Below are 22,293 nucleotides of genomic sequence, written 5' to 3'. Positions count from 1 at the left end.
CTACGTTCAGGGTTTGTTGGGGGAAAGCCCCGATAGCGGGCAGGGTCGGCCGGGCACGAGCATCGGCGTATGACGACGATGCGGATGCCGACGGAGCGACAGGGCGAGACGGCCGGGGCGGCCAAGGCAGCCGGGACGGCCGGGACAGCCAGGGTGGCAGGGGCGGCGTTTCTCGTCGGACCGGCCCTGATGGCCGGGTACGGGGTGGTGCGGCTGGTCGGGCGGGCCGTCGGTGACTACGGGCCCGGTGGGTGGTGGTCGGTGGCGCATCTGCTGTTCCTGGCCGGGGTGCTCGTCTTCGTGCGGGTGTTCCTGGACCTGCGGAAGACCGCCGCGGTGCGCGGCGGCAGGCGGGTCGCCGTCGAGGTGGCGGCCTGGGCGGGGCTGGTCGGGGCGGCGGCGGTGGCGGTCCAGGCGGTGATCGACCTGCTGGTCGGGTTCGTCGCCGCGGACGAGCAGGCCATGAGCGACATGTTCGGGCGGGTGCAGGGCGTACCGGGCGTGATGCCGTTGGTCTACACGGTGGTGCCGATGCTGTTCTGGGTCGGGCTGCTGGGCCTGGTCACCCTGCTCGCGGTCTTCCGCCGGGACTTGATCCGGGCGTGGGCCCCCGTGGCCGTGCTGGCCGGGACCGTACTGATGGCCATGAGCCTGGACCTGCTGCCGGTCGGAGCCCTGTGCATCGGGGCGGCGCTGTTTCCGGTACGCCGGGGGCTCCCCGGCTGACGGAGTCCCCAGGGAGGAGGCCGTGCGGGTGGCGGTGGGCGCAAAATGGGCGAGTCTACCCACCTCGCCATCGCCTCACACGCCACGACGCAGTCATTTATTCGTCTATGTGGCTGAACTTTTCTTGTTTCATGGTCAGTTGACGGGGGAAGGGCCTTACGCTTCACCAGGTGAACCAGTTGATGTCCCGTGATTCCGATGTCCGACCGTCCGGGGACGAGGCGCTGCCCGGCACCCTGCCCGAGGCCCTGCGTGCCGAACTGATCGCCTTCCGCCGCGATCTGCACATGCATCCCGAACTGGGCAACCAGGAGTTCCGTACCACCGCGGCCATCAAGGCCCGGCTGGAGAAGGCGGGGCTGGAACCACGGGTACTCGACACCGGGACCGGGCTCCTGTGCGACGTGGGCCGCCGGGAAGGCGACGCACGGCCCGTGCTCGCCCTGCGTGCGGACATCGACGCCCTGCCCATTCCGGACACCAAGAGCGGCGTCCCGTACCGGTCCACCGTTCCCGACCGGGCACATGCCTGCGGGCACGACATCCACACCACCGCGGTCCTCGGCGCCGGGCTCGTGCTCGCCGAGCTGGACCGGCAGGGGCTGCTGCCCCGGCCGGTGCGGCTGATCTTCCAGCCGGCCGAGGAGGTGCTGCCCGGCGGGGCGCCCGACGCGATCGCCTCGGGGGCGCTGGAGGGTGTCGGGCGGATCATCGGGGTGCACTGCGACCCGAGGGTGGACGTGGGGCGGATCGGGCTGCGGGTCGGGGCGATCACCTCGGCCTGCGACCGGCTGGAGGTCAGCCTCGACGGCCCCGGCGGGCACACCGCGCGGCCGCATCTGACCACCGACCTCGTCACGGCCGCGGCCAAGGTCGCCACCGAGGTGCCCGCACTGCTGGCCCGCCGGATCGACGCACGGGCCGGGCTCGCCGTCACCTGGGGGCGGCTGGAGGCCGGGCACGCCTGCAACGTGATTCCGCAGCACGCCGAGCTCTCCGGCACCGTGCGCTGCCTGGAACTGGCGGCCTGGCGGGAGGCGCCGGACCTGGTGCACGCGGCGATCGACGAGGTGGCGGCGATGCACGGCGCCAAGACGGTGATCGACTACGTCCGGGGTGTCCCGCCCGTCGTCAACGACGCCGCCGTGATCGACCTGCTCGCCGGAGCGATGACCGCACGCCGCGGTTCGTACGCGATCGAGGACACCGAACAGAGCCTCGGCGGCGAGGACTTCTCCTGGTACTTGGAACACGTCCCGGGAGCCATGGCCCGGCTCGGAGTCCGCACCCCCGGTGACACCGCCCGGCTCGACCTGCATCGTGGCGATTTCGACGCCGACGAGGAGGCGATCACCGTGGCGGTGGAGCTCTTCACCGCCTCCGCGTTGCTCGATGGCAACCATCCGTAACGGGACAGGTCACCCCCGGTTCGCGACGATCCGATAACGGCTTCCGTACAGGGCTTTATCTGACATCTACGCGCGTTACGATCGCCGCGAAACCAGCGCCGGAAGAGGCGCTTCGGTCAGGTTTGAAGGAGCCTTCCCTTGCGCCGGGTATCCAAGATCACCGCTGCGTGTGCTGTCACCGCGGCCCTCGCGCTCACCGCCACCGCGTGTGGCGAGTCGTCCACCGAGAGCTCCGGCTCCGACAAGGGCAAGATGAAGATCGGCATGGCCTACGACGTGGGCGGCCGTGGTGACAACTCGTTCAACGACTCCGCCGCGCGTGGTCTGGACAAGGCCAAGTCCGAGCTCGGTGCCGAGACGAAGGAGCTCACCGCCAAGACCGGTGAGACCCCCGCCGACCGCGAGCAGCGCCTCGAGTCCCTCGCCGAGGGCGGCTACAACCCGGTCGTCGCGATCGGCTTCGCGTACAAGGACGCGGTCGACAAGATCGCCGCCAAGTACCCGAAGGTCAACTTCGGTCTGGTCGACTCGGTCTCCGACGTGAAGAACGTCGACAGCATCGTCTTCACCGAGGAGCAGGGCTCCTACCTCGCCGGCGTCGCGGCCGCGACGAAGTCGAAGAACGGCCAGGTCGGCTTCATCGGCGGCGTGGACCTTCCGCTGATCAAGAAGTTCGCCGCGGGCTTCCAGCAGGGTGTCCTGGACACCAAGCCGAAGGCCAAGGTGCAGATCCAGTACCTGTCCACCGGTTCGGACCTGTCCGGCTTCGGCAGCCCCGACAAGGGCGCGTACGCCGCCAAGGGCATGCTCGACAAGGGCGCGGACGTCATCTTCGCCGCCGCGGGCGGCTCGGGTGCCGGTTCGATCGAGGCCGTCGCGGGCAAGAAGGGCGCCTGGTCCATCGGCGTCGACTCCGACCAGGCCCTCGACCCGTCGCTGGCGAAGTACAAGGACACGATCATGACCTCCGTCGTCAAGAACGTCGACGGCGGCGTCTACGACCTGATCAAGTCCGTCAAGGACGGCAAGCCGCTGGCCGGCACGCAGACGTACTCCCTGGCCAAGGGCGGCGTCAGCCTGACCACCACGGGTGACCACCTCAAGGACATCCAGGCCCAGCTCGACGCGGCGAAGAAGAAGATCGTCGACGGCACCATCACGGTCAAGTCCACGACCTGATCCGGCCCGTCGATCGGGGCCCGGCTGAGCCGTTTCGGCTCGGCGCGGGCCCCGATTCACGTACGGCTTCCCCGCTCTCGCCGTAGCCGTACGCACACCGTCCGCCACCTGTCATCAGGTGGCCAACGATTCGGTGGCGCTACGCGCGTAGCACCCATCGGGCACGGTACCTTTCACGCTTCCATCGCCTCCGTCCCACTGCCTTCGTCCCACCGCCTCCGCCCTCCGCTCCTGCCAAGGAGAGTGCGCCATCAACGCGTCCAGCAGTCCCCATGCCGTGGAGCTCCGCGGCATCACCAAGCGGTTCCCCGGGGTCGTGGCCAACCACGACATCGACATCACCGTGCGCCGCGGCACCGTCCACGCTCTCGTCGGCGAGAACGGCGCCGGCAAGTCCACTCTGATGAAGATCCTGTACGGCATGCAGAAGCCGGACGAGGGCACCATCGCGGTGGACGGCGAGCAGGTCTCCTTCCACAACCCCGGCGACGCCATCGACCGCGGTATCGGCATGGTGCACCAGCACTTCATGCTCGCCGACTACCTCACCGTCCTGGAGAACGTCGTCCTCGGCTCCGAGAAGCTGTACGGGATCGGCGACCGGGCCCGCGCCAAGATCAAGGAGATCTCCGACGCGTACGGTCTCGGTGTCCGCCCGGACGCCATGGTCGAGGACCTCGGAGTCGCCGACCGGCAGCGCGTGGAGATCCTCAAGGTCCTCTACCGCGGCGCCCGCACCCTGATCCTCGACGAGCCCACCGCCGTCCTCGTACCGCAGGAGGTCGACGCGCTCTTCGACAACCTGCGCGAGCTCAAGGCCGAGGGCCTGACCGTCATCTTCATCTCGCACAAGCTGGGCGAGGTGCTGTCGGTCGCCGACGAGATCACCGTCATCCGGCGCGGTACGACGGTGGGCACCGCCGACCCGAAGCACACCACGACCAAGCAGCTCGCCGAGCTGATGGTCGGCAGCGAGCTCCCCTCTCCGGAGACCCGCGAGTCGACCGTCACCGACGTCCCGATGCTGACCGTCGAGGGGCTGCGGCTGAGCGCCACCGACCCGGACGGCGTGGTGCGCTCGGTGCTCGACGGCATCGGCTTCACCATCCACAAGGGCGAGGTCCTCGGCATCGCGGGCGTCGAGGGCAACGGGCAGTCCGAACTGGTCGACGCCATCATGGGCATGCGCCAGCTCGACGGCGGCGTACTCACCCTGGACGGCGCCGACATCTCCCGGACGCCGACCCGCAAGCGCCGCGAGAACGGCATGGGCGTCATCCCCGAGGACCGCCACCGGCACGGACTGCTGCTGGAGGCCCCCCTCTGGGAGAACCGCATCCTCGGGCACGTCACCGAAAGCCCCAACAGCAAGGGCGCGTTCCTCGACCTCAAGGGCGCCCGCGCCGACACCGAGCGGATCGTGCGCGAGTACGACGTCCGCACCCCCGGTATCGAGGTGACCGCGGCCTCCCTCTCCGGCGGCAACCAGCAGAAGCTGATCGTCGGCCGCGAGATGAGCCACGCCCCCAAGCTCCTGATCGCCGCGCACCCCACCCGCGGCGTGGACGTCGGCGCCCAGGCGCAGATCTGGGACCAGATCCGCGAGGCACGCCGCGAGGGGCTGGCGGTGCTGCTGATCTCCGCCGACCTGGACGAGCTGATCGGGCTCTCCGACACCCTGCGCGTCATGTACCGCGGCCGGCTGGTCGCGGACGCCGACCCGGCCACCATCACCCCGGAAGAGCTCGGCTCGGCGATGACGGGCGCGGCCACCGGCCACCTCGAAGCACCGGACGACTCGGGCGAAGCGCCGGACGACTCAGGTGAAGCACCGGACGACTCGGGTGCCGAAAGCACCGACACCGACCCCCGGAACGGGGGAGAGGACCGATGAAGAAGATCGACAAGGAGCGGCTGCTCCTGGGGATCGCGGCCCCCGTACTCGCGATCGTGGTCGCCTTCCTGGTGACCGCACTGGTGCTGGCCGCCACCGGCAAGGAGCCGTTCAGCGCCTTCGGCATCATGTTCGACTACGGGCTGAAGTCGGACAGCCAGGTCTACATCCTGAACAAGGCGACGACGTACTACCTCGCGGGTCTCGCGGTGGCCGTCGGCTTCCGGATGAACCTCTTCAACATCGGTGTCGACGGCCAGTACCGCCTCGCCGCCTTCTTCGCCGCCGCGGTCGGCGGCGCGCTGACCCTGCCCGGCGCCCTGCAGATCCCGCTGATCATCCTCACCGCGATGATCGTCGGCGCGATGTGGGCCGGCATCGCCGGTGTCCTCAAGGTCACCCGGGGCGTCAGCGAGGTCGTCTCGACGATCATGCTGAACGCCATCGCGACCGCGGTCATCGGCTACCTGCTCCAGCAGGGCCGCCTCGGCCACCTCGACAAGGCCGGCACGAAGATCTCCACCAAGCCGCTCCCGGAGTCCTCGCACTTCTTCGAGTTCCCGACCGCCCCGGCACCCGTCTGGGGCTTCATCGTCGTCGCGGTCGTCGCGGGCATCGCCTACTGGTTCACGCTCTCGCGCACCCGGTTCGGCTTCGATCTGCGCACCGTCGGCCAGTCCGGCTCCGCGGCCGAGGCCAGCGGTGTCGACGTCAAGAAGATGGTCGTCACCTCGATGCTGATCTCCGGTGCCGTGGCCGGTCTGATCGGTATGCCGACGCTCCTCAACGACAGCTTCGAGTACAGCGGCGACTTCCCGGTCGGCATCGGCTTCACCGGCATCGCCATCGCCCTCCTGGGCCGCAACCACCCCGTCGGCATCGCGCTCGGCGCGCTGCTCTGGGGCTTCCTGGAGCGCGGCACCGGCAAGCTCGAATTCGAGGGGTACGACAAGGAGATCGTCGGCGTGATCCAGGGCGTCATCGTCCTGTGCGTGGTCATCGCCTACGAAGTCGTCCGCCGCTACGGACTCAAGCGCCAGCAGAGCAAGGTCGGCGCGGAACTCGCCGCACAGGCCGCCCGTAACTCCGACCAGCAGGAGGTGTCGGCGTGACCGTCACGGCGACTTCCACCCCGCCCCCCGCGGCCCCCAAGGTCGCCGGCGGCAAGGGCGGCCGCACCCGCCCCTCCTTCCCCGTCGTCCTGCTGATCATCGCGGGCGTGCTGCTCGCGCTGTCCGCCGTACGCGCCATCACCGGCGCCGAGGACGTCACCTCGGCGGGGCAGATCAGCGCGGCGCTGGCGATGGCCGTGCCGATCGGGCTCGCCGGTCTCGGCGGCCTATGGGCCGAGCGGGCCGGTGTGGTCAACATCGGCCTCGAAGGCATGATGATCCTCGGCACGTTCTTCGGCGCCTGGGCCGGCTGGCAGACCAACCCCTGGCTCGGCGTACTGGCCGGGGTCGTCGGCGGCATGCTCGGCGGGCTGCTGCACGCCATCGCGACCGTCACCTTCGGCGTCGACCACATCATCTCCGGTATCGCCATCAACATCCTGGCGCTCGGCTTCACCACCTACTTCGCCAAGCTCTGGTTCAACTCGGGCGAGGCGGCGGCCAAGGGCGGCAGTCCGAAGCAGTCCCCGCCGGCCGACGACATCACCTCGGTGACGGTTCCGGGCCTCTCCGACTGGCTGCACTCCATCGAGAAGCACCACTGGTTCTTCGTCTCCGACGTGGCAGGCGTCATCGGCGGCCTGGTCACCAACGTGTCCCTGCTGACGATCCTGGCCGTGGTCCTCTTCGCCCTCACGTTCTTCGTGCTGTGGAAGACCTCGTTCGGACTGCGGCTGCGCTCCTGCGGCGAGAACCCGATCGCCGCCGAGTCGCTCGGCGTGAACGTCTACACGTACAAGTACATCGCGGTGATCATCTCCGGCGGCATGGCCGGTCTCGGCGGTGCCTTCCTCTCCCTGGTCACCTCGCACATCTACAACGAGGGCCAGACCGGCGGCCGGGGCTACATCGGCCTCGCCGCGATGATCTTCGGCAACTGGCGGCCCGGCGGCCTCGCCATGGGCGCGGGCCTGTTCGGCTTCGCCGACGCGCTCCAGCTGCGCAACGGCGGCGAGTCCGTCCACGCGCTGCTCCTGCTGCTCGTGGTCGTGCTGGCCGTGCTCGCGGCCTGGAAGCTCTACCGGAAGAGCTTCGTCCAGGGCGTGGTCAGCGCGGTCGTCGCCGCCGCGGTGCTGGTCTGGTACCTCGGTACGGACACGGTGCCCACCGAGTTCGTCAGCGCGACCCCGTACATCGTCACGCTGCTCGTCCTCTCGCTCTCCGCCCAGCGGCTGCGGATGCCGAAGGCGGACGGCATGCGCTACCGGAAGGGGCAGGGCAAGTGACGGCCGCCGCGGAGGTCGACTGGGCGGCGCTGCGGAGCGCCGCACGGTCCGTCATGACGCGTGCGTACGTCCCCTACTCGCACTACCCCGTCGGCGCCGCGGCCCGCGTCGACGACGGGCGTACGGTGTCCGGCTGCAACGTCGAGAACGCCTCGTACGGCATCGGGCTGTGCGCCGAGTGCGGTCTGGTCTCCCAGCTCCACGCCACCGGCGGCGGGCGGCTGACCCACTTCACCTGCGTGGACGGGGCGGGCGAGATCCTGGTGCCGTGCGGCAGGTGCAGGCAGTTGCTGTACGAGTTCGGCGGGCCGGAGCTGGTCCTGGAGACGCCGGACGGACTGCGCACGCTCGCCGAGATGCTGCCGCAGGCGTTCGGACCGGACCACCTGAAGTAGCGATCACCCGCGACCGTGCCACCGTGGCCCTCCCGCCCGCCGGGAGGGCCACCCCTCTCTTCACCCTCTATGCGCGTAGAGTCATTCGGGACTCTTGCGTACGTACCGGCCGGAAGGACTCCCAGGACATGGACGCCATCTCCGTCATCCGCACCAAGCGGGACCGAGGCGAGCTGACCCCCGAGCAGATCGACTGGGTCATCGACGCGTACACCCGCGGTGAGGTCGCCGACGAGCAGATGTCCGCGCTGGCCATGGCGATCCTGCTGAACGGCATGAACCGCACCGAGATCGCCCGCTGGACCGCCGCGATGATCGCCTCCGGGGAGCGCATGGACTTCGCGTCGCTCTCCCGGCCCACCACCGACAAGCACTCCACCGGCGGCGTCGGCGACAAGATCACCCTGCCGCTCGCCCCGCTGGTCGCCGCGTGCGGCGCCGCCGTGCCGCAGCTCAGCGGACGGGGACTCGGCCACACCGGCGGCACGCTCGACAAGCTGGAGTCCATCCCCGGCTGGCGCGCCCACCTCTCGAACGAGGAGATGCTGAGCGTCCTGGACACCACCGGCGCGGTGATCTGCGCCGCCGGTGACGGACTCGCCCCCGCCGACAAGAAGCTGTACGCGCTCCGCGATGTCACCGGCACCGTCGAGGCCATCCCGCTGATCGCCAGCTCGATCATGTCCAAGAAGATCGCCGAGGGCACCGGCGCGCTCGTCCTGGACGTCAAGGTCGGCTCGGGCGCCTTCATGAAGACCATCGAGGACGCCCGCGAACTGGCCTCCACCATGGTCGCGCTGGGCACCGACAGCGGAGTGCGGACGGTCGCGCTGCTCACCGACATGGCCACCCCGCTCGGCCTGACGGCGGGCAACGCCCTGGAGGTGCGCGAGTCGGTCGAGGTGCTCGCCGGCGGCGGCCCGAAGGACGTCGTCGACCTGACCCTGGCCCTCGCCCGCGAGATGCTGGACGCGGCCGGGCTCAAGGACGCCGACCCGGAGAAGGCCCTCGCCGACGGCTCCGCGATGGACGTCTGGCGCCGGATGATCTCCGCCCAGGGCGGCGACCCGGACGCCGCGCTCCCGGTCGCCCGTGAGCAGCACGTCGTGACGGCTCCGTCCACCGGCGTACTGACCCGCCTGGACGCGTACGACATCGGCGTCGCCGCCTGGCGCCTCGGCGCGGGCCGGGCCCGGAAGGAGGACCCGGTGCAGGCGGGCGCGGGCGTCGAACTGCACGCCAGGCCCGGCGACACGGTCACCGCCGGACAGCCGCTGCTGACGCTGCACACCGACACCCCGGAGAAGTTCGACTACGCGCTGAAGGCCCTGCCCTCCTCGTACGACATCGCCCCGCAGGGCACGGAGTTCACCCCGACGCCGGTGGTGCGCGAGCGCATCGCGTAACGCCTCCCGGACCCGGAGCCTCCCGGGACAGCGACGGGGACGAGTACGGGTACGGGTACGCGAACGGCCCGTCGGGCGGAGGAATCCGTTCCGACGGGCCGCTCTCATGCGGGCGGTGCGGCTACGCGCTCACCCCGCCCACCTGCGTGCTCGCCTACTTGCCGAAGTACGCGTTGTAGATCGACACCGAGGACTTGTTGCCCTTCTTGTCCGTGACCTCGGCCCTGTAGGAGAGGGACTTCCCCTTGGCCGGGTTCTTCACGGAGAGCTTGCCGGACTTGACCGCGGACTTCTTCCAGGTCTTTCCGGCGTCGTAACTGACGTACACCGTCAGTGACTTGAGGTTCTTTCCGGCGGCCGCGCCCTGCACCGTCACCGGCACCGAAGCGGTCCTTCCGGCCGTCACCTTGCCGTCCGGTGTCACATGGGGTGTGAAGCGGACCATGGAGACCGGCAGCGGGGTCGGACCGGCGCTCTTCCTGGACCGGAAGGTCCAGCTCGCGTCGATCCGGGTGGAGACGGCCGAGACCTTGGTGCTGCGCCGCACCGAGGTCGTCAGCCGGTAGTCGGCGGCGGCGGAGGGCACGGCGATGGGGGTGCCGCCCTCCAGCGGGTCGGTGTTCTGCGCGAGCTTGACGCCGTTGCGGTACAGGACGGTCTTGACCGAGCTGTACGTGGACCAGCCCATGTTGCCGCGCCCGTCGGCCACGAGCGGCAGCGAGCCGATGATGTCGCCGCCGTCGCGGAAGATCCCGTAGCCGGTGCCGAGCGCGGGGCCGAACACCGCGGTGTTGACGTTCTTCGTGTAGGTCTTGCCCGCCTTGAGGGTCTGCGGGTCACCGAGGGAGTACTGCGCGTCGGTCGCCGGGTAGCCGTCCTCGTCGAGCGCGCCCTCCTGGCTGAAGTCGAAGTTCCACTGCACCTTGTCGGCGGTGGAGACGTACGCGGTGTTGGTACCGGGGAGCTTCTGGCTGGACCAGGCCGACCAGCCGCCGGACGAACCGGGCAGCGAGCCCGAGGCCGCGAACCCACCCGTCTTGCCCTTGACGGACGAGCCGAGGGTGGTCCGGACCTTGGCCATCTGACCGCTGGTGAACTTCCGGCTGTAGCCGGTCGCGGCCTGGGCCACCGGGCCGCCGACCGCGATGTCGTACCGGGTCGAGGCTCCCTTCGTCCAGCTGCCGAGCCAGTGCTGGGAGAGCGAGCCGGCGGTCACCTTCGGGCCGATGTGCGCGGTGCGGAACCCCTGGAACGAGTCGAGGATCCAGCCGTAGCCGTAGCCGCCGTCCTTGTCGTCGAACTGGAGGTCGGTCGAGGCCATTTGGGCCTTCGTGCCGGTGGCGGGCAGGGTGAAGCCCACCGGCTTCGCCTTGCGCGCGTCGAAGGTCACGGTGGTGTTCCTGGTGACGTCCAGGTTCGGCTGGGAGAGCCAGTCGGTGCCCTTCGTGCCGTCCTCCGGATCCACGTAGACGGCCGAGTTCAGCGCGTAACCGCCCTTGGGGACGCGGACCTTCGCCGTGCCGTCGGGGCCCGTCGGGGCCAGCCACACGCCGTTCGCTGCGCCGGACAGCCCGTAGAGGGCGGAGTCGTAGAACACGGCGGGCCTGCCGTCGCGTCCGACGGTCTTGACCGTGAGGTCGTACGACTCGATCTCGCGCTCGACCGCGGCCGCGGTGCGGACGGTCTGGCCGCCGCCGCTCGCGACCACGTACGCGGAGTAGGAGCCGTCGGCCGTGCCGCCGAGCTTGGTGTTCGCGGTCAGCGGTACGTCGGCGGTGCCGCCCGCGGGGACGGTCACCCGGTCGGCGCCGACGGTGAAGAAGCCGGCCGGGGCGGGCTCGCCCTTCGGCCCGGTGGCGGTGACCGCGAGGTCGAGGGTGACGTCCGCCGTGCCGAGGTTGCGGTACGTCACCTTCTTGGTGACCGGGGTGTCATCGGTGTGCGGCCACTGCTGCACGCCGAAGCTCACCGAGACCGGGTCCGCGACGACGGTCTGGGCGACCGCCCGGTCGACGGCGATCCGGCCGGAGCCCTGCTCGAACGGGGTGTACGCGCCCGGCTTCGTCGAGGCCGTGAGCGCGCCCTTGAGTTCGGCGTACTGCCACTGCGGGTGCTGCTGCTTGAGGAGCGCCGCGGCACCCGCGACGTGCGGGGTCGCCATCGACGTGCCGGAGATCGACAGGTAGCCCGGCGGGTTCTGGCCGACCTCCTGGTCGATGGCGGAGCCGGGTGCGGCCGCCGCCGTGATGTCCACGCCGGGCGCGGTCACATCGGGCTTGATCGCGCCGTCGCCGATGCGCGGGCCGCGGCTGGAGAAGTCGGCCAGCTTGTCGTTGTCGTCGACCGCGCCGACGGTCAGCGCGGCGTCCGCGCTGCCCGGGGAGCCGACCGTGCCGGCGCCGTCGCCCTCGTTGCCCGCCGCAATGGCGAACAGGACGCCCTTGTCGGCCGACAGCTTGTTGACCGCCGCTTCGAGCGGGTCGATCTCGGGGGTGTCGCCGCCGCCCAGGCTGAGGTTGATGATGTCGGCGCCCTGCGCGACCGCCCACTCCATGCCGGCCAGGATGCCGGAGTCGTCGCCGAAGCCGTCGTCGTCGAGCACCTTGCCTTCCAGCAGCTTGGCGTCCGGCGCGACGCCCTTGAACTTCCCGCCCGACTTGGCGCCGGTACCGGCCGCGATCGAGGACACGTGCGTGCCGTGGCCGACCCGGTCCCGGGTGTCGGGCGACGGGGTGAAGTTCTTGGACGTGAGGATCTGGCCCTGGAGGTCCGGGTGGGTGGCGTCCACACCGGTGTCCAGAACGGCGATCTTGACGCCCTTTCCGGTGTACCCGGCCTTCCAGGCGGTCGGCGCACCGATCTGCGGCACGCTCTTGTCGAGGCTGGCCCTGCGTACGCCGTCCAGCCAGACCCGGTCGATGCCGGCGGCCGTGGTGCGCTGGGCGCCGTGCGAGGGCTTGCTGGTGAGCGCCTGCCAGATGTCCTGCGCGTCGCGTTCCGGCGTGGTCACGGACTCGGCGTTCAGCGACTTCAGGGTCCGGTCGACCCGGGTGGCACCCGCGTCGCGGACCTCCGCCTTCGCGGCCGCCGCCCGGCTGCCCCGGTAGGCGACGATCAGCTTCAGGCCCGCCTTCTGGGCCCTGCGGTTCTCCGCACGGTTCAGCTCGGTGACGTCGAACAGCCGGCGGTCGAGCTTTCCGGAGCTGATCAGCCGGTGTGCGTCGGCCGGGACGAGCAGGGTGTGGCCGTCGCGTATCTGCCGCTGCACGGGTATGTGCTCGCGGCCCCTGGCGGGCTGGAAGTGCACGACCCGGCCCTTGGCGTCCATCGAGACGCGGTCGCCGGTGATGAGCGTCAGCCGGTGCTGTGTCACGGACGTGGTGTCCGCCGGGTGGGTGGCGTCGGGCTGTGCCACGGCCGGCGTGGTCATCCCGGCTGCGAGCGCCACGGCGGCCGCCGTGGCGATGGTCGAAACACACGCGCTTCTCACGTGTCTGCGCAACTCTCCCCCTGGAGAATCAGGCGGCCCGCTGAGGGGCCACTGGTCAGTCGGCACCGATGGGATGCCGGTGCGGACCGGTTCACGTTCCTAGAGGGGGAATTGAGCGAGAGGGTTCACAAGAAACGCACAGATGGCCGGAGTTGAAGGAGGCTCGCCGGTGTACCAGTGGGGCCGGTGGTGGCCGGGGGGCCGCTGTGCGGCGGGGGCGATGGGGTGTGCACCGGGAAACCGTGGAACCGGTCGGCGATGAGTTTCGGCCGTCGGACCGGTCTTCCTGGTGTGGAATCCATGACCCCGAAGGTCCTCGTCGTCACCGGCCGCGTCACGCGGGCCATGGTGCCGGGGCTCTGCGCCGAGCTGGAGTCGCTGCTGTACGGCCCCGAAGGCGCCGCCCGCGCCCCGGACGCCGGGGTGGACTGCGACGTGGGCGGGGTCGTACACGCGGATCTGGCCCTGGTCGAGGCGGTGGCGCGGCTGGGGCTCGTCGCACGCCGGGCGGACGGCACCCGGCTACGGCTGCGCAATGTGCCGCCCGAGCTGCGGAGCCTGCTGGACCTGGTGGGGCTGGCCGACGTGGTCGACGTGCGCTGCGGGCCCGGGAGCGGGACGGGGACCGAGGCCGGGGGAAGCGGGAGCTGAGGGCGCCTGCGCGCACCGCCGACCCGCCCTCACCCCCGCGGGCCCCCGCTCCGTCAGCCTCGTCGGCCCGCCACCACCGGCCCGTTCCGTACGCCGCGCCTCACACCGCGCCTCACGTCGTGCCTCACATCGCTTCGGTGTCGGTGTCGGCGTCGAGATGGTCCGGCAGGCCGAACAGCGGGAACCAGCGCGGCGTGTCCAGGAAGCAGTGCATACCGGTGATGGAACCGTCCGAGATGTCGATGACCTGCACCGCCCACGGTACGAACCCCGGTCCGTCCGGATTCGGCTTGTAGTGCGCGAAGGCGGGGGTGCCGTTCGCCGCGGTGGCCACCAGCCGGGAGCCCGCGCAGCTCGCACCGATGGAGAGCATGAAGCCGGTGATGTCGTCGTGCCCCTGGAGCCAGAGGTCGAACGGCGGCATGGTCATCACGGCGTCCTCATGGAGCAGCGCGGTCAGCGCTGCCATGTCGTACTCCTCGAAGGCCGCGACGTACCGTTCGAGGAGCTTGCGCTGCTCCTCGTCGAGCGGGTTCGCGGTGTCGACGGCCTTGCCCTCGTGTTCCGTGAGGGTGGCCCGCGCCCGCTGGAGGGCGCTGTTGACCGACGCGACCGAGGTGTCGAGCAGCTCGGCGACCTCGCTCGCCTTCCAGGCCAGCACCTCGCGCAGGATCAGCACGGCCCGCTGCTTGGGCGGCAGGTGCTGGAGCGCGGCCACGAACGCGAGCCGCACCGACTCCCGCGCCACCGCGGCCTCCGCCGGGTCGGCCGCGGCGGGCAGGATCCGCCCGTCGGGCATCGGCTCCAGCCAGGTGTTCTCCGGCAGTGGGTTGAGCGCCGCCCGGGCGAGCGGTGTCGGGCCCGTCAGATCGACCGGACGGGCCCGCTTGCTGCCCGCGTTCAGCATGTCCAGACAGACGTTGGTGGCGATGCGGTACAGCCAGGACCGCAGCGAGGAACGCCCCTCGAACTTCTCGAAGTTGCGCCAGGCACGCACCAGCGTGTCCTGTACCGCGTCCTCCGCCTCGAAGGCCGAGCCGAGCATCCGGTAGCAGTAGCCGGTCAGCTCGACCCGGTGTCCCTCCAGACGGCTGTCGATGTCCGCCGCCGCTGTCAGATCACTCATCGCTCCACCCCTGTTGCGCTGTGACGCCGCTCACTTCAGCACTTCGGAAGCTACCAGGCCCATGCGCGGCGCACCGGGCTCTTCAGCCAGGTGATGAAGCGCCCCCCGGGCACAGCGCCTTGCGCCGGGCGTTCGGCTGTGCGTGAACGCCCGCGGAGCACAGCCGGCGGGAAGTGCCGGAGCGGCGCACCTTCAGGTCACGTTCCGGGCTTGCGCCCGTACACGTAGACGTCGTCGCCGTTCTTCAGCAGATTCCAGTAGGACTTCGCGTCGCCGGGCCGCATGTTGACGCAACCGTGCGACCCCGGCGGGTTCCACATCTTCAGGCCCACCGAGTGGAACGCCTGCCCGCCGTCGAAGAACTGCGCGTACGGCATCTGCACGTGGTAGAGCGTCGACCAGTGGTTGATGTGCCGCATGTAGATCTTCTTCGACCCGGTGCGGGTCTCGTACTTGTCCCGGCCGGTCCGCACCGGCACCGGACCGAACTTCAGCTTGCTGCCGTCCTGGATCCAGCTGAGCTGCCGGGTCAGGTCCACGCATGCGATGCGCCCCTTGTTGGTGGGGCACTTCTTGGCCTTGTTCGGGTTCTTGCCGGCCGCCTTCTGGTCCGTGAGCGTCTTCATCGTGCGCCAGGTGACCGGCCCCGCGTAACCGATGTCGGGGGTGACCCCGTAGGTGCGCTGGAACGACTGGATCGCCTTGCAGTCGGCGGCCGACTGCTTGCCATCGACCGGCCGGTGCAGGTACTTCTCGACCTGCTTCTGGTACGGCCCGGTGGATGTCGTGCAGGATGCCGCCGCCTGCGCGGATCCGCCGGTGCCCAGGACGAGGGCGGGCGCCGCCGTCAGAGCGGCGGCGGACAGCGCGAGCGTGCGCCGCGCCCGGACCCCCCGTATGTTCCCTGCGATTCCCATGTACGCCAACTCTCCTTCGCGCGTCGTGAGGTGATTCCGCCTGCTAGACGCGCGCCGGGGAGTGGATGGTTGTGCGCCGTATGTCTCAGTTCGGTACAGATGCCGCCGGCGCCGGCCGACGGCGTTCGGCGCGTGCGGCCCGCGAGCCGTACAGCGTGATCGATACCACACCGAGGACCGCGAGCAGCCCCAGCGACACGGTCCCGGCCCAGCCTCCGGCGTGGAAGGCGACCGCGCCGAGCGTGCCGCCCGCGCTGGAGCCCAGGTAGTACGCGGACTGGTAGAGCGCCGACGCCTGGGCCCGGCCCTTCGTGGCCGTACGGCTCACGGACGATGAGGCGACCGCGTGCCCGGCGAAGAAGCCCGCCGTGATCAGGACCAGGCCGAGGAGTACGGCGGCCAGCTGGTCGGCGAGCGAGAGCAGCAGACCGGCGGCCGTGGTGGAGACGGCCAGGTACAGCGCGCCCCGGCGGCCGAGCCGGGCGACCAGCCGGCCGGCCGCGGCGGAGGAGACCGTACCGACGAGATAGACCAGGAAGATCGATCCGACGACGCCCTGCGGGAGGTTGAACGGCGCCTCCACCAGGCGGTAGCCGATCACGGTGTAGACCGCGCCGAACACCGTCATGAACAGCGCGCCGATCGCGTACAGCCGGCGCAGCAGCGGATCGGCCAGGTGCCCGCCCACGGTCTTGGCGAGGGCCTTCGGGTTCAGCGAGCCGGGGGTGAAGTTCCGGGCCCTGGGGATCATGAAGTGGAAGACGACCGCGCAGCCGGCGGCGAGCAGCCCGACCGCGCCGAGCGCCGCCCGCCAGCCCCACAGCTGGGCGATCCAGCCGGTGAGGATACGGCCGCTCATCCCGCCGATGCTGTTGCCCGCCACGAACAGCCCGATCGCGGCGACCAGCGCCTTCGGCCGCACCTCCTCCGCCAGGTATGCCATCGCGGAGGCGGGCAGTCCGGCCAGCGCCGCGCCCTGGACGGCGCGCAGTGCGATCAGCCAGCCCAGCGAGGGGGCGAAGGGCACCAGCAGCCCGACCAGTACGGCGACCGTCAGCGACGCCGTCATCATCTGCCGCCGCCCGAATCGCTCGGAGAGCGCGCTCATCGGCAGTACACACAGTGCCAGTGCGCCCGTCGCGGCGGAGACCGTCCAGCTGGCCTGTCCGGCCGTGGCGCCGAGGGAGGCGGAGACGGCGGGCAGCAGGGCCTGGGTGGAGTAGAGGAGTGCGAAGGTCGCGACACCGGCGGCGAAGAGCGCGAAACTCATCCGGCGGTAGCCGGGGCGGCCGGGTTCGAGCCGGTCCGGCTCGGCAGGAGCGGCGGCGACGGGGGACGGCTGGGGCAAGGCGGCCACGGTGAGGGTGGACGCCCCGGTACTGGCAGGAGGCATGCTTCGAACGTAGGCGCCCCGGTTTCATGCGTCCAATGCACGAAATGGCGATAATCAATCCCATGGTGCATGAACGCAGCTCACAGCCCCGGCTGTCACCCAGTAGTTACGAAGAAGACATTCGTGCCGTCCTCGCGCCGCGACTGGCCCACTTCGAGGCGGTGGCCCGCCACGAGCACGTCACCCGTGCCGCGCACGAGCTCGGCGTCCCGCAGTCGACGCTCTCGCGGGCGATGGTCAGGCTGGAACAGGACCTGGGCGTCGCCCTGTTCGCCCGCAAGGGCCGCACCGTCACCCTCACCCCGGCGGGCCGCACCTTCCTGGGCTCCGCCGAGCGGGCCCTCGCCGAGGTCGAGAAGGCCGCCGACTCGGTTCGGGCCGACGCCGACCCCGCCACCGGCAAGGTCGCCTTCGGCTTCCTGCACACCATGGGCTCCGAGACCGTGCCCGCCCTGATCCGGGCCTTCCGCGCCGACCACCCGCGGGTCCGCTTCCAGCTCGTGCAGAACTACGGCGAGGCCATGATCGAACGGCTCCGGGCCGGCGGCCTCGACCTCTGCCTCACCTCACCCGTCCCGGACGCCCCCGACCTGGTCGCCCGTCGCCTCGACGAACAGCGGCTGCGCCTGGTCGTCCCCGAGGACCACCGCCTCGCCTCGCGCCGCCGCATCCGCCTGGCGGAGGCCGCCGACGAGAAGTTCGTCACCCTCGAACCCGGGTACGGCCTGCGACGGATCACCGACGACCTGTGCGCGGAGGCGGGCTTCGCGCCACGTGTCGCCTTCGAGGGGGAGGAGGCGGAGACCTTGCGCGGCCTGGTCGCGGCCGGCCTCGGCGTCGCCCTGCTGCCGCCGCCCGCCGTGGCCCGCCCCGGCGTCGTCGAACTCACCGTCACGGCCCCGAGGGCGGCCCGCGAGATCGGCGTCGCCTGGCTGGACGGCCACCCGGACACCCCGCCGGTGGCCGCCTTCAAACGCTTCCTGCTGTCGCGCCGGGGCCATCTGCTGCCGGACTGAACGGAGCGGGGCGCTGTACACCGTCCCCGGGAACGCGACATACCGTCCCCGGGAACGCGACACACCGTCCCCGGGAACGCGACACACCGTCCCCGGGAACGCGACGGCCCGCCGGGTTTCCCGGCGGGCCGTCGGAGGCACGTGTTCAGGTCACACGCTGGGGGCGGTTTTGGAGATGGTCCAGCGCTCGTCCTGCGCGCCGTTGCAGGTCCACTGGATGAGCTGGCTGCCCTTGGTGGCGGCGGAGCCCAGGCCCAGGCACTTGCCCGAGTAGACGTTCCGCAGCTCGTGGGTGTCCTGGTCGTACCACCACTTCTCGTCCACCTTGCTGTTGCAGGTGTACTGGATCATGCCCTTGCCGTCGGCGAGGCTGTTGCCGGTGCCCAGGCACTTGCCGGAGTGCGTGTTCTGGATGAAGTAGGCGGGGTTGCCGTTGTTGTCCTTGGTCTCCTCGAACACCCAGCGCTCGTCCTGGGCGTTGTTGCAGCCCCACTGGATGACCGGCCTGCTGTTCTCGATCTTGCTGCCGACGCCCGAGCACAGCTTGCTGTAGTCGTTGTACAGGTACTGGTAGTTGTCGGCCTTCCGCGGCAGCAGGGAGAAGACGACGCGCTTGCCGTTGCGCTCGTTCATGCCCCACAGGCGGCCCGAGGAGAACGAGAAGGACAGGTTCTGGGTGAGGGGCGGCGTGCGGGTGAGGATCGATACGGGGCCGTTCGGCTTGGCCTGCCAGATGCAGTAGTAGGCGTCTTTGTGCGCGGGGTTGATGACTCCCATGTGGCCCGTATCGCACATGGCTGACATGTAGTAGTACGTGCCGTCGGTGGCCACGCCCTGCAAGCCGTGGACAGGAGCGGCATAGGCGGCCTCCGCCTTGACGGGGGACGTGCCGCCCTCACCGAGGTGTTCGATCGGCCAGCGGATCACGTCCACAGGAGGGGTGCGCTTGTGATCCCCGTAGCGTCCGGAGACCAGGCGCGGCGGTGACGTGCTGCGGTCCAGGCTCAAGGAGCTCAGGCACGCTATGGCTCCGTCGCAGTTCATATCGGAGCGATCGGCCGGATCGGCCGCGTCCTGCTGGGCCTTGGTGCGGGTCGAGTAGCGGGCGACCATGGGCAGGGCCCACTGGTGGTACTCGGCCGAGGACGTGCCGCCCGAGATGCCCAACTTGTCGGAGACGGAGTTCACCTTCCACAGGTGGTCGAGGTCGTAGATCTGCAGTTCGCCGCCGTTGGCCACGAACAGCCTGTTCCCGTACCACACCATGCCGTCCGCGTGGATGCCGCCCTCGCCGGTCGGCTGTTTGATGCCCGCGGTGGTGAAATCCGGGTTGGCCCGGCTCCCGGTGGGCTGGACGAGCAGGACGTGCCCGTAGCTGCGCTCCGTGCCGTTCGATTCGAGGATGGAGACGCGGGCCTTCTTGTTGCGGTCGTTTTCCCCGTCCCCGACGCCGTAGTACCAGGTCGCCATGTACAGGTGGTGGCCGTCGACCGTGCCGCTCGGGTCCGCGTCGTGGGAGGCGGTGAAGCCCTGCGGATGCCATCCCTTGGCCCAGGCATTGGTCTTGTCGTCCTCCTCGTCCCAGCAGAAGCCGTTGTACTTGAACGTGCCGTTGATGCCGGTCGTGTGGCAGAGAGGGCGGCCGATGTGCTGCTTCGACTGGGCGACGCTCAGCGGGGAGACCCGCGTCACGACGCCCTTCGCCTCGGCCCCCTCGATCACCGCGCGTGCCGTCTGGCCCTCGTCGACACCTGGCATCTCCCGCGGATGGAGAACGAAGCCGGACGCATCCTCGCTCTTGAACAGCCTGCCCTTGTCCTCGATCTTGGGGGGATCGTCGGCGACCGCCTGCTGGGCGCCCGATATCAGCGCCGCCAACGAGGACAGAGCGACCAGCGCCGCTGTGATCCGTCCTCTGCGGCGGTCCCGTTGCTTGGCAATCATGTGGCCGTACCCCGATTCATCGGTGAAATCGACGCAAAGTGTGATCGATTTGTCTTGAGTGGACATGTGATGATGGTCCGTCAGGTCGCAAGAGGGCTTGGGGTGAAGGGCGACCGGTGCGGGCTGGGCGGGGCGGACAGTCCGGGTCCGGGTTCGGGCCGGAAAGGGTTCGACAACCCAGCGGGACAACCGGGCCCGCTCACCGTCACGGACGTCCTCCAGGATGCCTGTGTGAGGCGGTCGGAGCGTTAGCGCTGAGTGCACAACCGCGTTCGCAATGGGTTCACTCGCGGTCGTGGAGGGCTTGGTTCCGGTGGTCCTTGGGCGTGGTGCCGTAGGCCGCGCGGTGAGCGCGGCTGAAGTCGGCTGCGCGGGGGAATCCCCAGCGGGCGGCGATGGCGTGGATGGGGGTGGTGCGGAGCGCGGGGTCGGTGAGGTCGCGGCGGGCCGCCTCCAGGCGCAGGCGTCGTATCCACGCGGCGACTGTGGCGTCCGCGTCCTGGAAGAGGCGGTGCAGGTAGCTGGTGGAGATGTGGTGCGCGGCGGCAATGGTGCTCGGGGTGAGATGCGGGTCGTGCAGGTGCTCTCGGATGAACGCCTGGATGCGCAGGGTGAGGGCCCGCCGGTGCGTCTCCGGGGGCAGGCAGGCGTCGGCTTCGAGCAGCTGGGCGAAGAGCGCGGCGACCAGCGGGGTCGCGATGGAGGCCAGCCGCGACCGGTCGGAGGGCTGGTACGCGGCCGAGTCCGCGATCACCCGGGTGAGGAACTGTGCCAGCAGGGCACCCATGCCTTCCTGGGCCGACACCGGCGCACCGACGATCCGGCCGGCCATCTCACGAGGCAGTGGCAGCAGGGCCTTGGGAACCTCCAGCGCCACGGTCTGCACCGAATCCCCGGTGCTGTAGACGTCGTTCGGCAGTGACGACGAGTTGATGAACAGGTCGTGCGGCTTGTACTCGGTCTCCCGGTGCCGCCACACGCCCGCCCCGCTCCCACGTACGACGAGTGACAGGTGGTACGCCTCGGGGTCGGACTGCCGGATCAGCTTCGGTGTGCGCCGGAACACCAGCGGCTGGAACGTGGCGGACCACACGGTGACGCCACCGAGGTCCAGCACGCGCTGGGAGGCCTGGAAGTCGTCGGTGTGGTCGCTGCGCAGCTCCATGGGCGCATGGGTACGGCCCAAGAGTTCGGTCCAGTAGTCGAACCGGTCCGCCGCCGACACGTCTTCGCTGCGGAACACCGTCTCGTCCAACAACTGTCGTTTCACCGTTCCTGAAACCGCAGGTCAAATGCTCTCCGGGGGATGACTGTTGCTGATGGTTCCACGCCACGGAGTTGCTGACCACTGCTCCCAGCGGCGGGTCCGGGGATTCCCCGGTAGCACCTCGTCCCAGGAGCATCCGTGGGGAAGCCGTCGGCTCCGGCCCCGTACGCGCAGGCACGGCCTGACGGCCGCGCAGGTCGCGAACGAGCGGGCCCGGACGGTGCCGCACTGCCTGGGCCCGGTCGACGGGCTGCCGGACGGTCGCTGGCTGGTCGTCCTCGTGGTCACCGCGCACCCGCTCCACGGGCCGGTACCCACCCCCGCCCCGGCCTCTTCAGTTCCTCAGTGACTTCCCGAACCCCGCGGCCAGCGGCATCCGCAGCCCCAGCGGGGGCGGCGCCGCCAGGGCGTCGGCGACCGGGCGGGCGTAGGCGCGGCCGAAGAGCGAGCCGCGGACGAAGTCCGTCGCCAGGGCCACCACTTCGGCCCGGTGCTGGCGCAGTGCGTGGCCGTCGGAATGGACCTCGAAGCGGCAGGTGTCGCGGTTGGCCTTCTTGGCCCGTTCGGCCAGCCGGAAGGAGAGCTCGGGGTCGGTGCGGGAGTCGTTCGTGCCGTGGACGAGCAGGACCTGCCGGCCGAGCAGGTGCTTCACCGGTTCCGGCTCGTCCGCGGCGTTCTCGGGCAGCCAAGGGGCCATCGCCAGGACGGAGCCGACCGCCGCGTGGCCGCCCGCCCGGAGCGCGGCCCGGCCGCCCATGCCGTGGCCGGCGAGGCAGACGGGGACGTCGCCGTAGCGTCGTACGACCTCGTCCACCGCCCACCGGGCGTCCGCCGCGAGCTGCGCGTCGGTCGCGTTCCAGCCGCGGCAGCGGTACCGCACGACATGCGCGGCGAGCCCGTCCTCCCGGCCCGCGCGGGCCAGGGTCCGGGCCAGCGGCAGCTGGAGGGCGTACGAAAGAGGGGAAGGGCGGCGGTGCGAGTCGGCCTCGCCGTCCGGGAGCAGCAGAACCACGCCGCTGACCGCGTTTGGTGCTCCGGCCGTTCTGACGGCCCGTCCCAGCCTCGCAGCAGGCGGGGGGAGT

Annotated in this window: 17 protein-coding genes; 10 read left to right on the top strand and 7 right to left on the bottom strand. The window is 70.4% G+C overall.

What is annotated here, in order from left to right:
• Window positions 1-69: 69 nt before the first annotated feature.
• The 8 genes from ACFVT1_RS00195 to ACFVT1_RS00160 all read left to right on the top strand — a co-directional run bounded on the left by ACFVT1_RS00195 (window position 70) and on the right by ACFVT1_RS00160 (window position 9,407).
• The gene (locus ACFVT1_RS00195; RefSeq protein WP_389791105.1) at window positions 70-726 is read left to right on the top strand and encodes a hypothetical protein; all 657 of its coding nucleotides are present in this window, start codon (window positions 70-72) and stop codon (window positions 724-726) included.
• Window positions 727-908: 182 nt separating this feature from the next.
• Complete coding sequence (locus tag ACFVT1_RS00190) at window positions 909-2,135, top strand: amidohydrolase (RefSeq protein WP_389792189.1); 1,227 nt, start codon at window positions 909-911, stop codon at window positions 2,133-2,135.
• A 138-nt stretch (window positions 2,136-2,273) separates the two neighbouring features.
• Window positions 2,274-3,314, top strand: a complete 1,041-nt coding sequence (locus tag ACFVT1_RS00185; protein ID WP_389791103.1) for a BMP family protein — start codon at window positions 2,274-2,276, stop codon at window positions 3,312-3,314.
• Between the two features lie 277 nt (window positions 3,315-3,591).
• On the top strand, window positions 3,592-5,208 hold the full coding sequence (locus tag ACFVT1_RS00180; RefSeq protein WP_362209820.1) for an ABC transporter ATP-binding protein: 1,617 nt from the start codon (window positions 3,592-3,594) through the stop codon (window positions 5,206-5,208).
• Window positions 5,205-6,320 (top strand): ABC transporter permease, encoded by a 1,116-nt coding sequence (locus ACFVT1_RS00175; protein ID WP_389791100.1) that lies wholly within the window; start codon window positions 5,205-5,207, stop codon window positions 6,318-6,320. The genes ACFVT1_RS00180 and ACFVT1_RS00175 overlap by 4 nt, the downstream gene beginning before the upstream one ends.
• Window positions 6,317-7,606 (top strand): ABC transporter permease, encoded by a 1,290-nt coding sequence (locus ACFVT1_RS00170; RefSeq protein ID WP_389791098.1) that lies wholly within the window; start codon window positions 6,317-6,319, stop codon window positions 7,604-7,606. Before ACFVT1_RS00175 ends, ACFVT1_RS00170 begins: the two co-directional genes overlap by 4 nt.
• Window positions 7,603-8,001 carry a cytidine deaminase gene (locus ACFVT1_RS00165; protein WP_362209811.1) on the top strand — a complete coding sequence of 133 codons (399 nt, stop codon included), beginning with the start codon at window positions 7,603-7,605 and terminating at the stop codon, window positions 7,999-8,001. The genes ACFVT1_RS00170 and ACFVT1_RS00165 overlap by 4 nt, the downstream gene beginning before the upstream one ends.
• Window positions 8,002-8,129: 128 nt before the next feature.
• A complete protein-coding gene (locus ACFVT1_RS00160) occupies window positions 8,130-9,407 on the top strand; it encodes a thymidine phosphorylase (protein WP_362209809.1) in 1,278 nt (425 codons plus the stop codon).
• A gap of 154 nt (window positions 9,408-9,561) precedes the next feature.
• Here the strand turns inward: ACFVT1_RS00160 and ACFVT1_RS00155 are convergent, their stop codons facing one another.
• On the bottom strand, window positions 9,562-12,837 hold the full coding sequence (locus ACFVT1_RS00155; protein ID WP_389792186.1) for a S8 family serine peptidase: 3,276 nt from the start codon (window positions 12,835-12,837) through the stop codon (window positions 9,562-9,564).
• Between the two features lie 318 nt (window positions 12,838-13,155).
• On the opposite strand from ACFVT1_RS00155, the gene ACFVT1_RS00150 reads away from it, so the two are divergent.
• Window positions 13,156-13,548: an STAS domain-containing protein gene (locus ACFVT1_RS00150; protein ID WP_389791095.1), complete on the top strand. Its 393-nt coding sequence runs from the start codon at window positions 13,156-13,158 to the stop codon at window positions 13,546-13,548.
• Between the two features lie 124 nt (window positions 13,549-13,672).
• Here ACFVT1_RS00150 and ACFVT1_RS00145 read toward each other — a convergent pair whose 3' ends face one another.
• From ACFVT1_RS00145 to ACFVT1_RS00135, 3 genes are all read right to left on the bottom strand, one after another.
• A complete protein-coding gene (locus ACFVT1_RS00145; RefSeq protein WP_389791093.1) occupies window positions 13,673-14,674 on the bottom strand; it encodes a sigma-70 family RNA polymerase sigma factor in 1,002 nt (333 codons plus the stop codon).
• Window positions 14,675-14,871: 197 nt separating this feature from the next.
• A complete protein-coding gene (locus tag ACFVT1_RS00140; RefSeq protein WP_389791091.1) occupies window positions 14,872-15,591 on the bottom strand; it encodes a L,D-transpeptidase family protein in 720 nt (239 codons plus the stop codon).
• Between the two features lie 85 nt (window positions 15,592-15,676).
• Window positions 15,677-16,984 (bottom strand): MFS transporter, encoded by a 1,308-nt coding sequence (locus ACFVT1_RS00135; protein ID WP_389791089.1) that lies wholly within the window; start codon window positions 16,982-16,984, stop codon window positions 15,677-15,679.
• A gap of 62 nt (window positions 16,985-17,046) precedes the next feature.
• Here ACFVT1_RS00135 and ACFVT1_RS00130 point away from each other — a divergent pair, with 62 nt between their 5' ends.
• Complete coding sequence (locus tag ACFVT1_RS00130; protein ID WP_389791087.1) at window positions 17,047-18,000, top strand: LysR family transcriptional regulator; 954 nt, start codon at window positions 17,047-17,049, stop codon at window positions 17,998-18,000.
• A 150-nt stretch (window positions 18,001-18,150) separates the two neighbouring features.
• Here the strand turns inward: ACFVT1_RS00130 and ACFVT1_RS00125 are convergent, their stop codons facing one another.
• The 3 genes from ACFVT1_RS00125 to ACFVT1_RS00115 all read right to left on the bottom strand — a co-directional run bounded on the left by ACFVT1_RS00125 (window position 18,151) and on the right by ACFVT1_RS00115 (window position 22,223).
• On the bottom strand, window positions 18,151-20,010 hold the full coding sequence (locus ACFVT1_RS00125; RefSeq protein ID WP_389791085.1) for an RICIN domain-containing protein: 1,860 nt from the start codon (window positions 20,008-20,010) through the stop codon (window positions 18,151-18,153).
• 217 nt (window positions 20,011-20,227) lie between these two features.
• Window positions 20,228-21,214, bottom strand: a complete 987-nt coding sequence (locus ACFVT1_RS00120) for a helix-turn-helix domain-containing protein (RefSeq protein WP_389791083.1) — start codon at window positions 21,212-21,214, stop codon at window positions 20,228-20,230.
• Window positions 21,215-21,545: 331 nt separating this feature from the next.
• Window positions 21,546-22,223, bottom strand: a complete 678-nt coding sequence (locus ACFVT1_RS00115; protein WP_389791081.1) for an alpha/beta hydrolase family protein — start codon at window positions 22,221-22,223, stop codon at window positions 21,546-21,548.
• Window positions 22,224-22,293: the final 70 nt, after the last annotated feature.

It is taken from the genome of Streptomyces sp. NPDC057963 (assembly GCF_042887155.1).
Taxonomy (GTDB): Bacteria; Actinomycetota; Actinomycetes; order Streptomycetales; family Streptomycetaceae; genus Streptomyces.
The sequence above is the reverse complement of the archived record's forward strand: the minus strand, read 5'-3'. Positions and strand labels throughout refer to the sequence as shown.

Coding starts and splice junctions, on each gene's coding strand:
- ACFVT1_RS00195 (WP_389791105.1), top strand. CDS start 70: ATGACGACGATGCGGATGCCGACGGAGCGACAGGGCGAGACGGCCGGG.
- ACFVT1_RS00190 (WP_389792189.1), top strand. CDS start 909: ATGTCCCGTGATTCCGATGTCCGACCGTCCGGGGACGAGGCGCTGCCC.
- ACFVT1_RS00175 (WP_389791100.1), top strand. CDS start 5,205: ATGAAGAAGATCGACAAGGAGCGGCTGCTCCTGGGGATCGCGGCCCCC.
- ACFVT1_RS00160 (WP_362209809.1), top strand. CDS start 8,130: ATGGACGCCATCTCCGTCATCCGCACCAAGCGGGACCGAGGCGAGCTG.
- ACFVT1_RS00155 (WP_389792186.1), bottom strand. CDS start 12,837: ATGACCACGCCGGCCGTGGCACAGCCCGACGCCACCCACCCGGCGGAC.
- ACFVT1_RS00150 (WP_389791095.1), top strand. CDS start 13,156: ATGAGTTTCGGCCGTCGGACCGGTCTTCCTGGTGTGGAATCCATGACC.
- ACFVT1_RS00145 (WP_389791093.1), bottom strand. CDS start 14,674: ATGAGTGATCTGACAGCGGCGGCGGACATCGACAGCCGTCTGGAGGGA.
- ACFVT1_RS00140 (WP_389791091.1), bottom strand. CDS start 15,591: ATGGGAATCGCAGGGAACATACGGGGGGTCCGGGCGCGGCGCACGCTC.
- ACFVT1_RS00135 (WP_389791089.1), bottom strand. CDS start 16,984: ATGCCTCCTGCCAGTACCGGGGCGTCCACCCTCACCGTGGCCGCCTTG.
- ACFVT1_RS00130 (WP_389791087.1), top strand. CDS start 17,047: ATGGTGCATGAACGCAGCTCACAGCCCCGGCTGTCACCCAGTAGTTAC.
- ACFVT1_RS00125 (WP_389791085.1), bottom strand. CDS start 20,010: ATGTCCACTCAAGACAAATCGATCACACTTTGCGTCGATTTCACCGAT.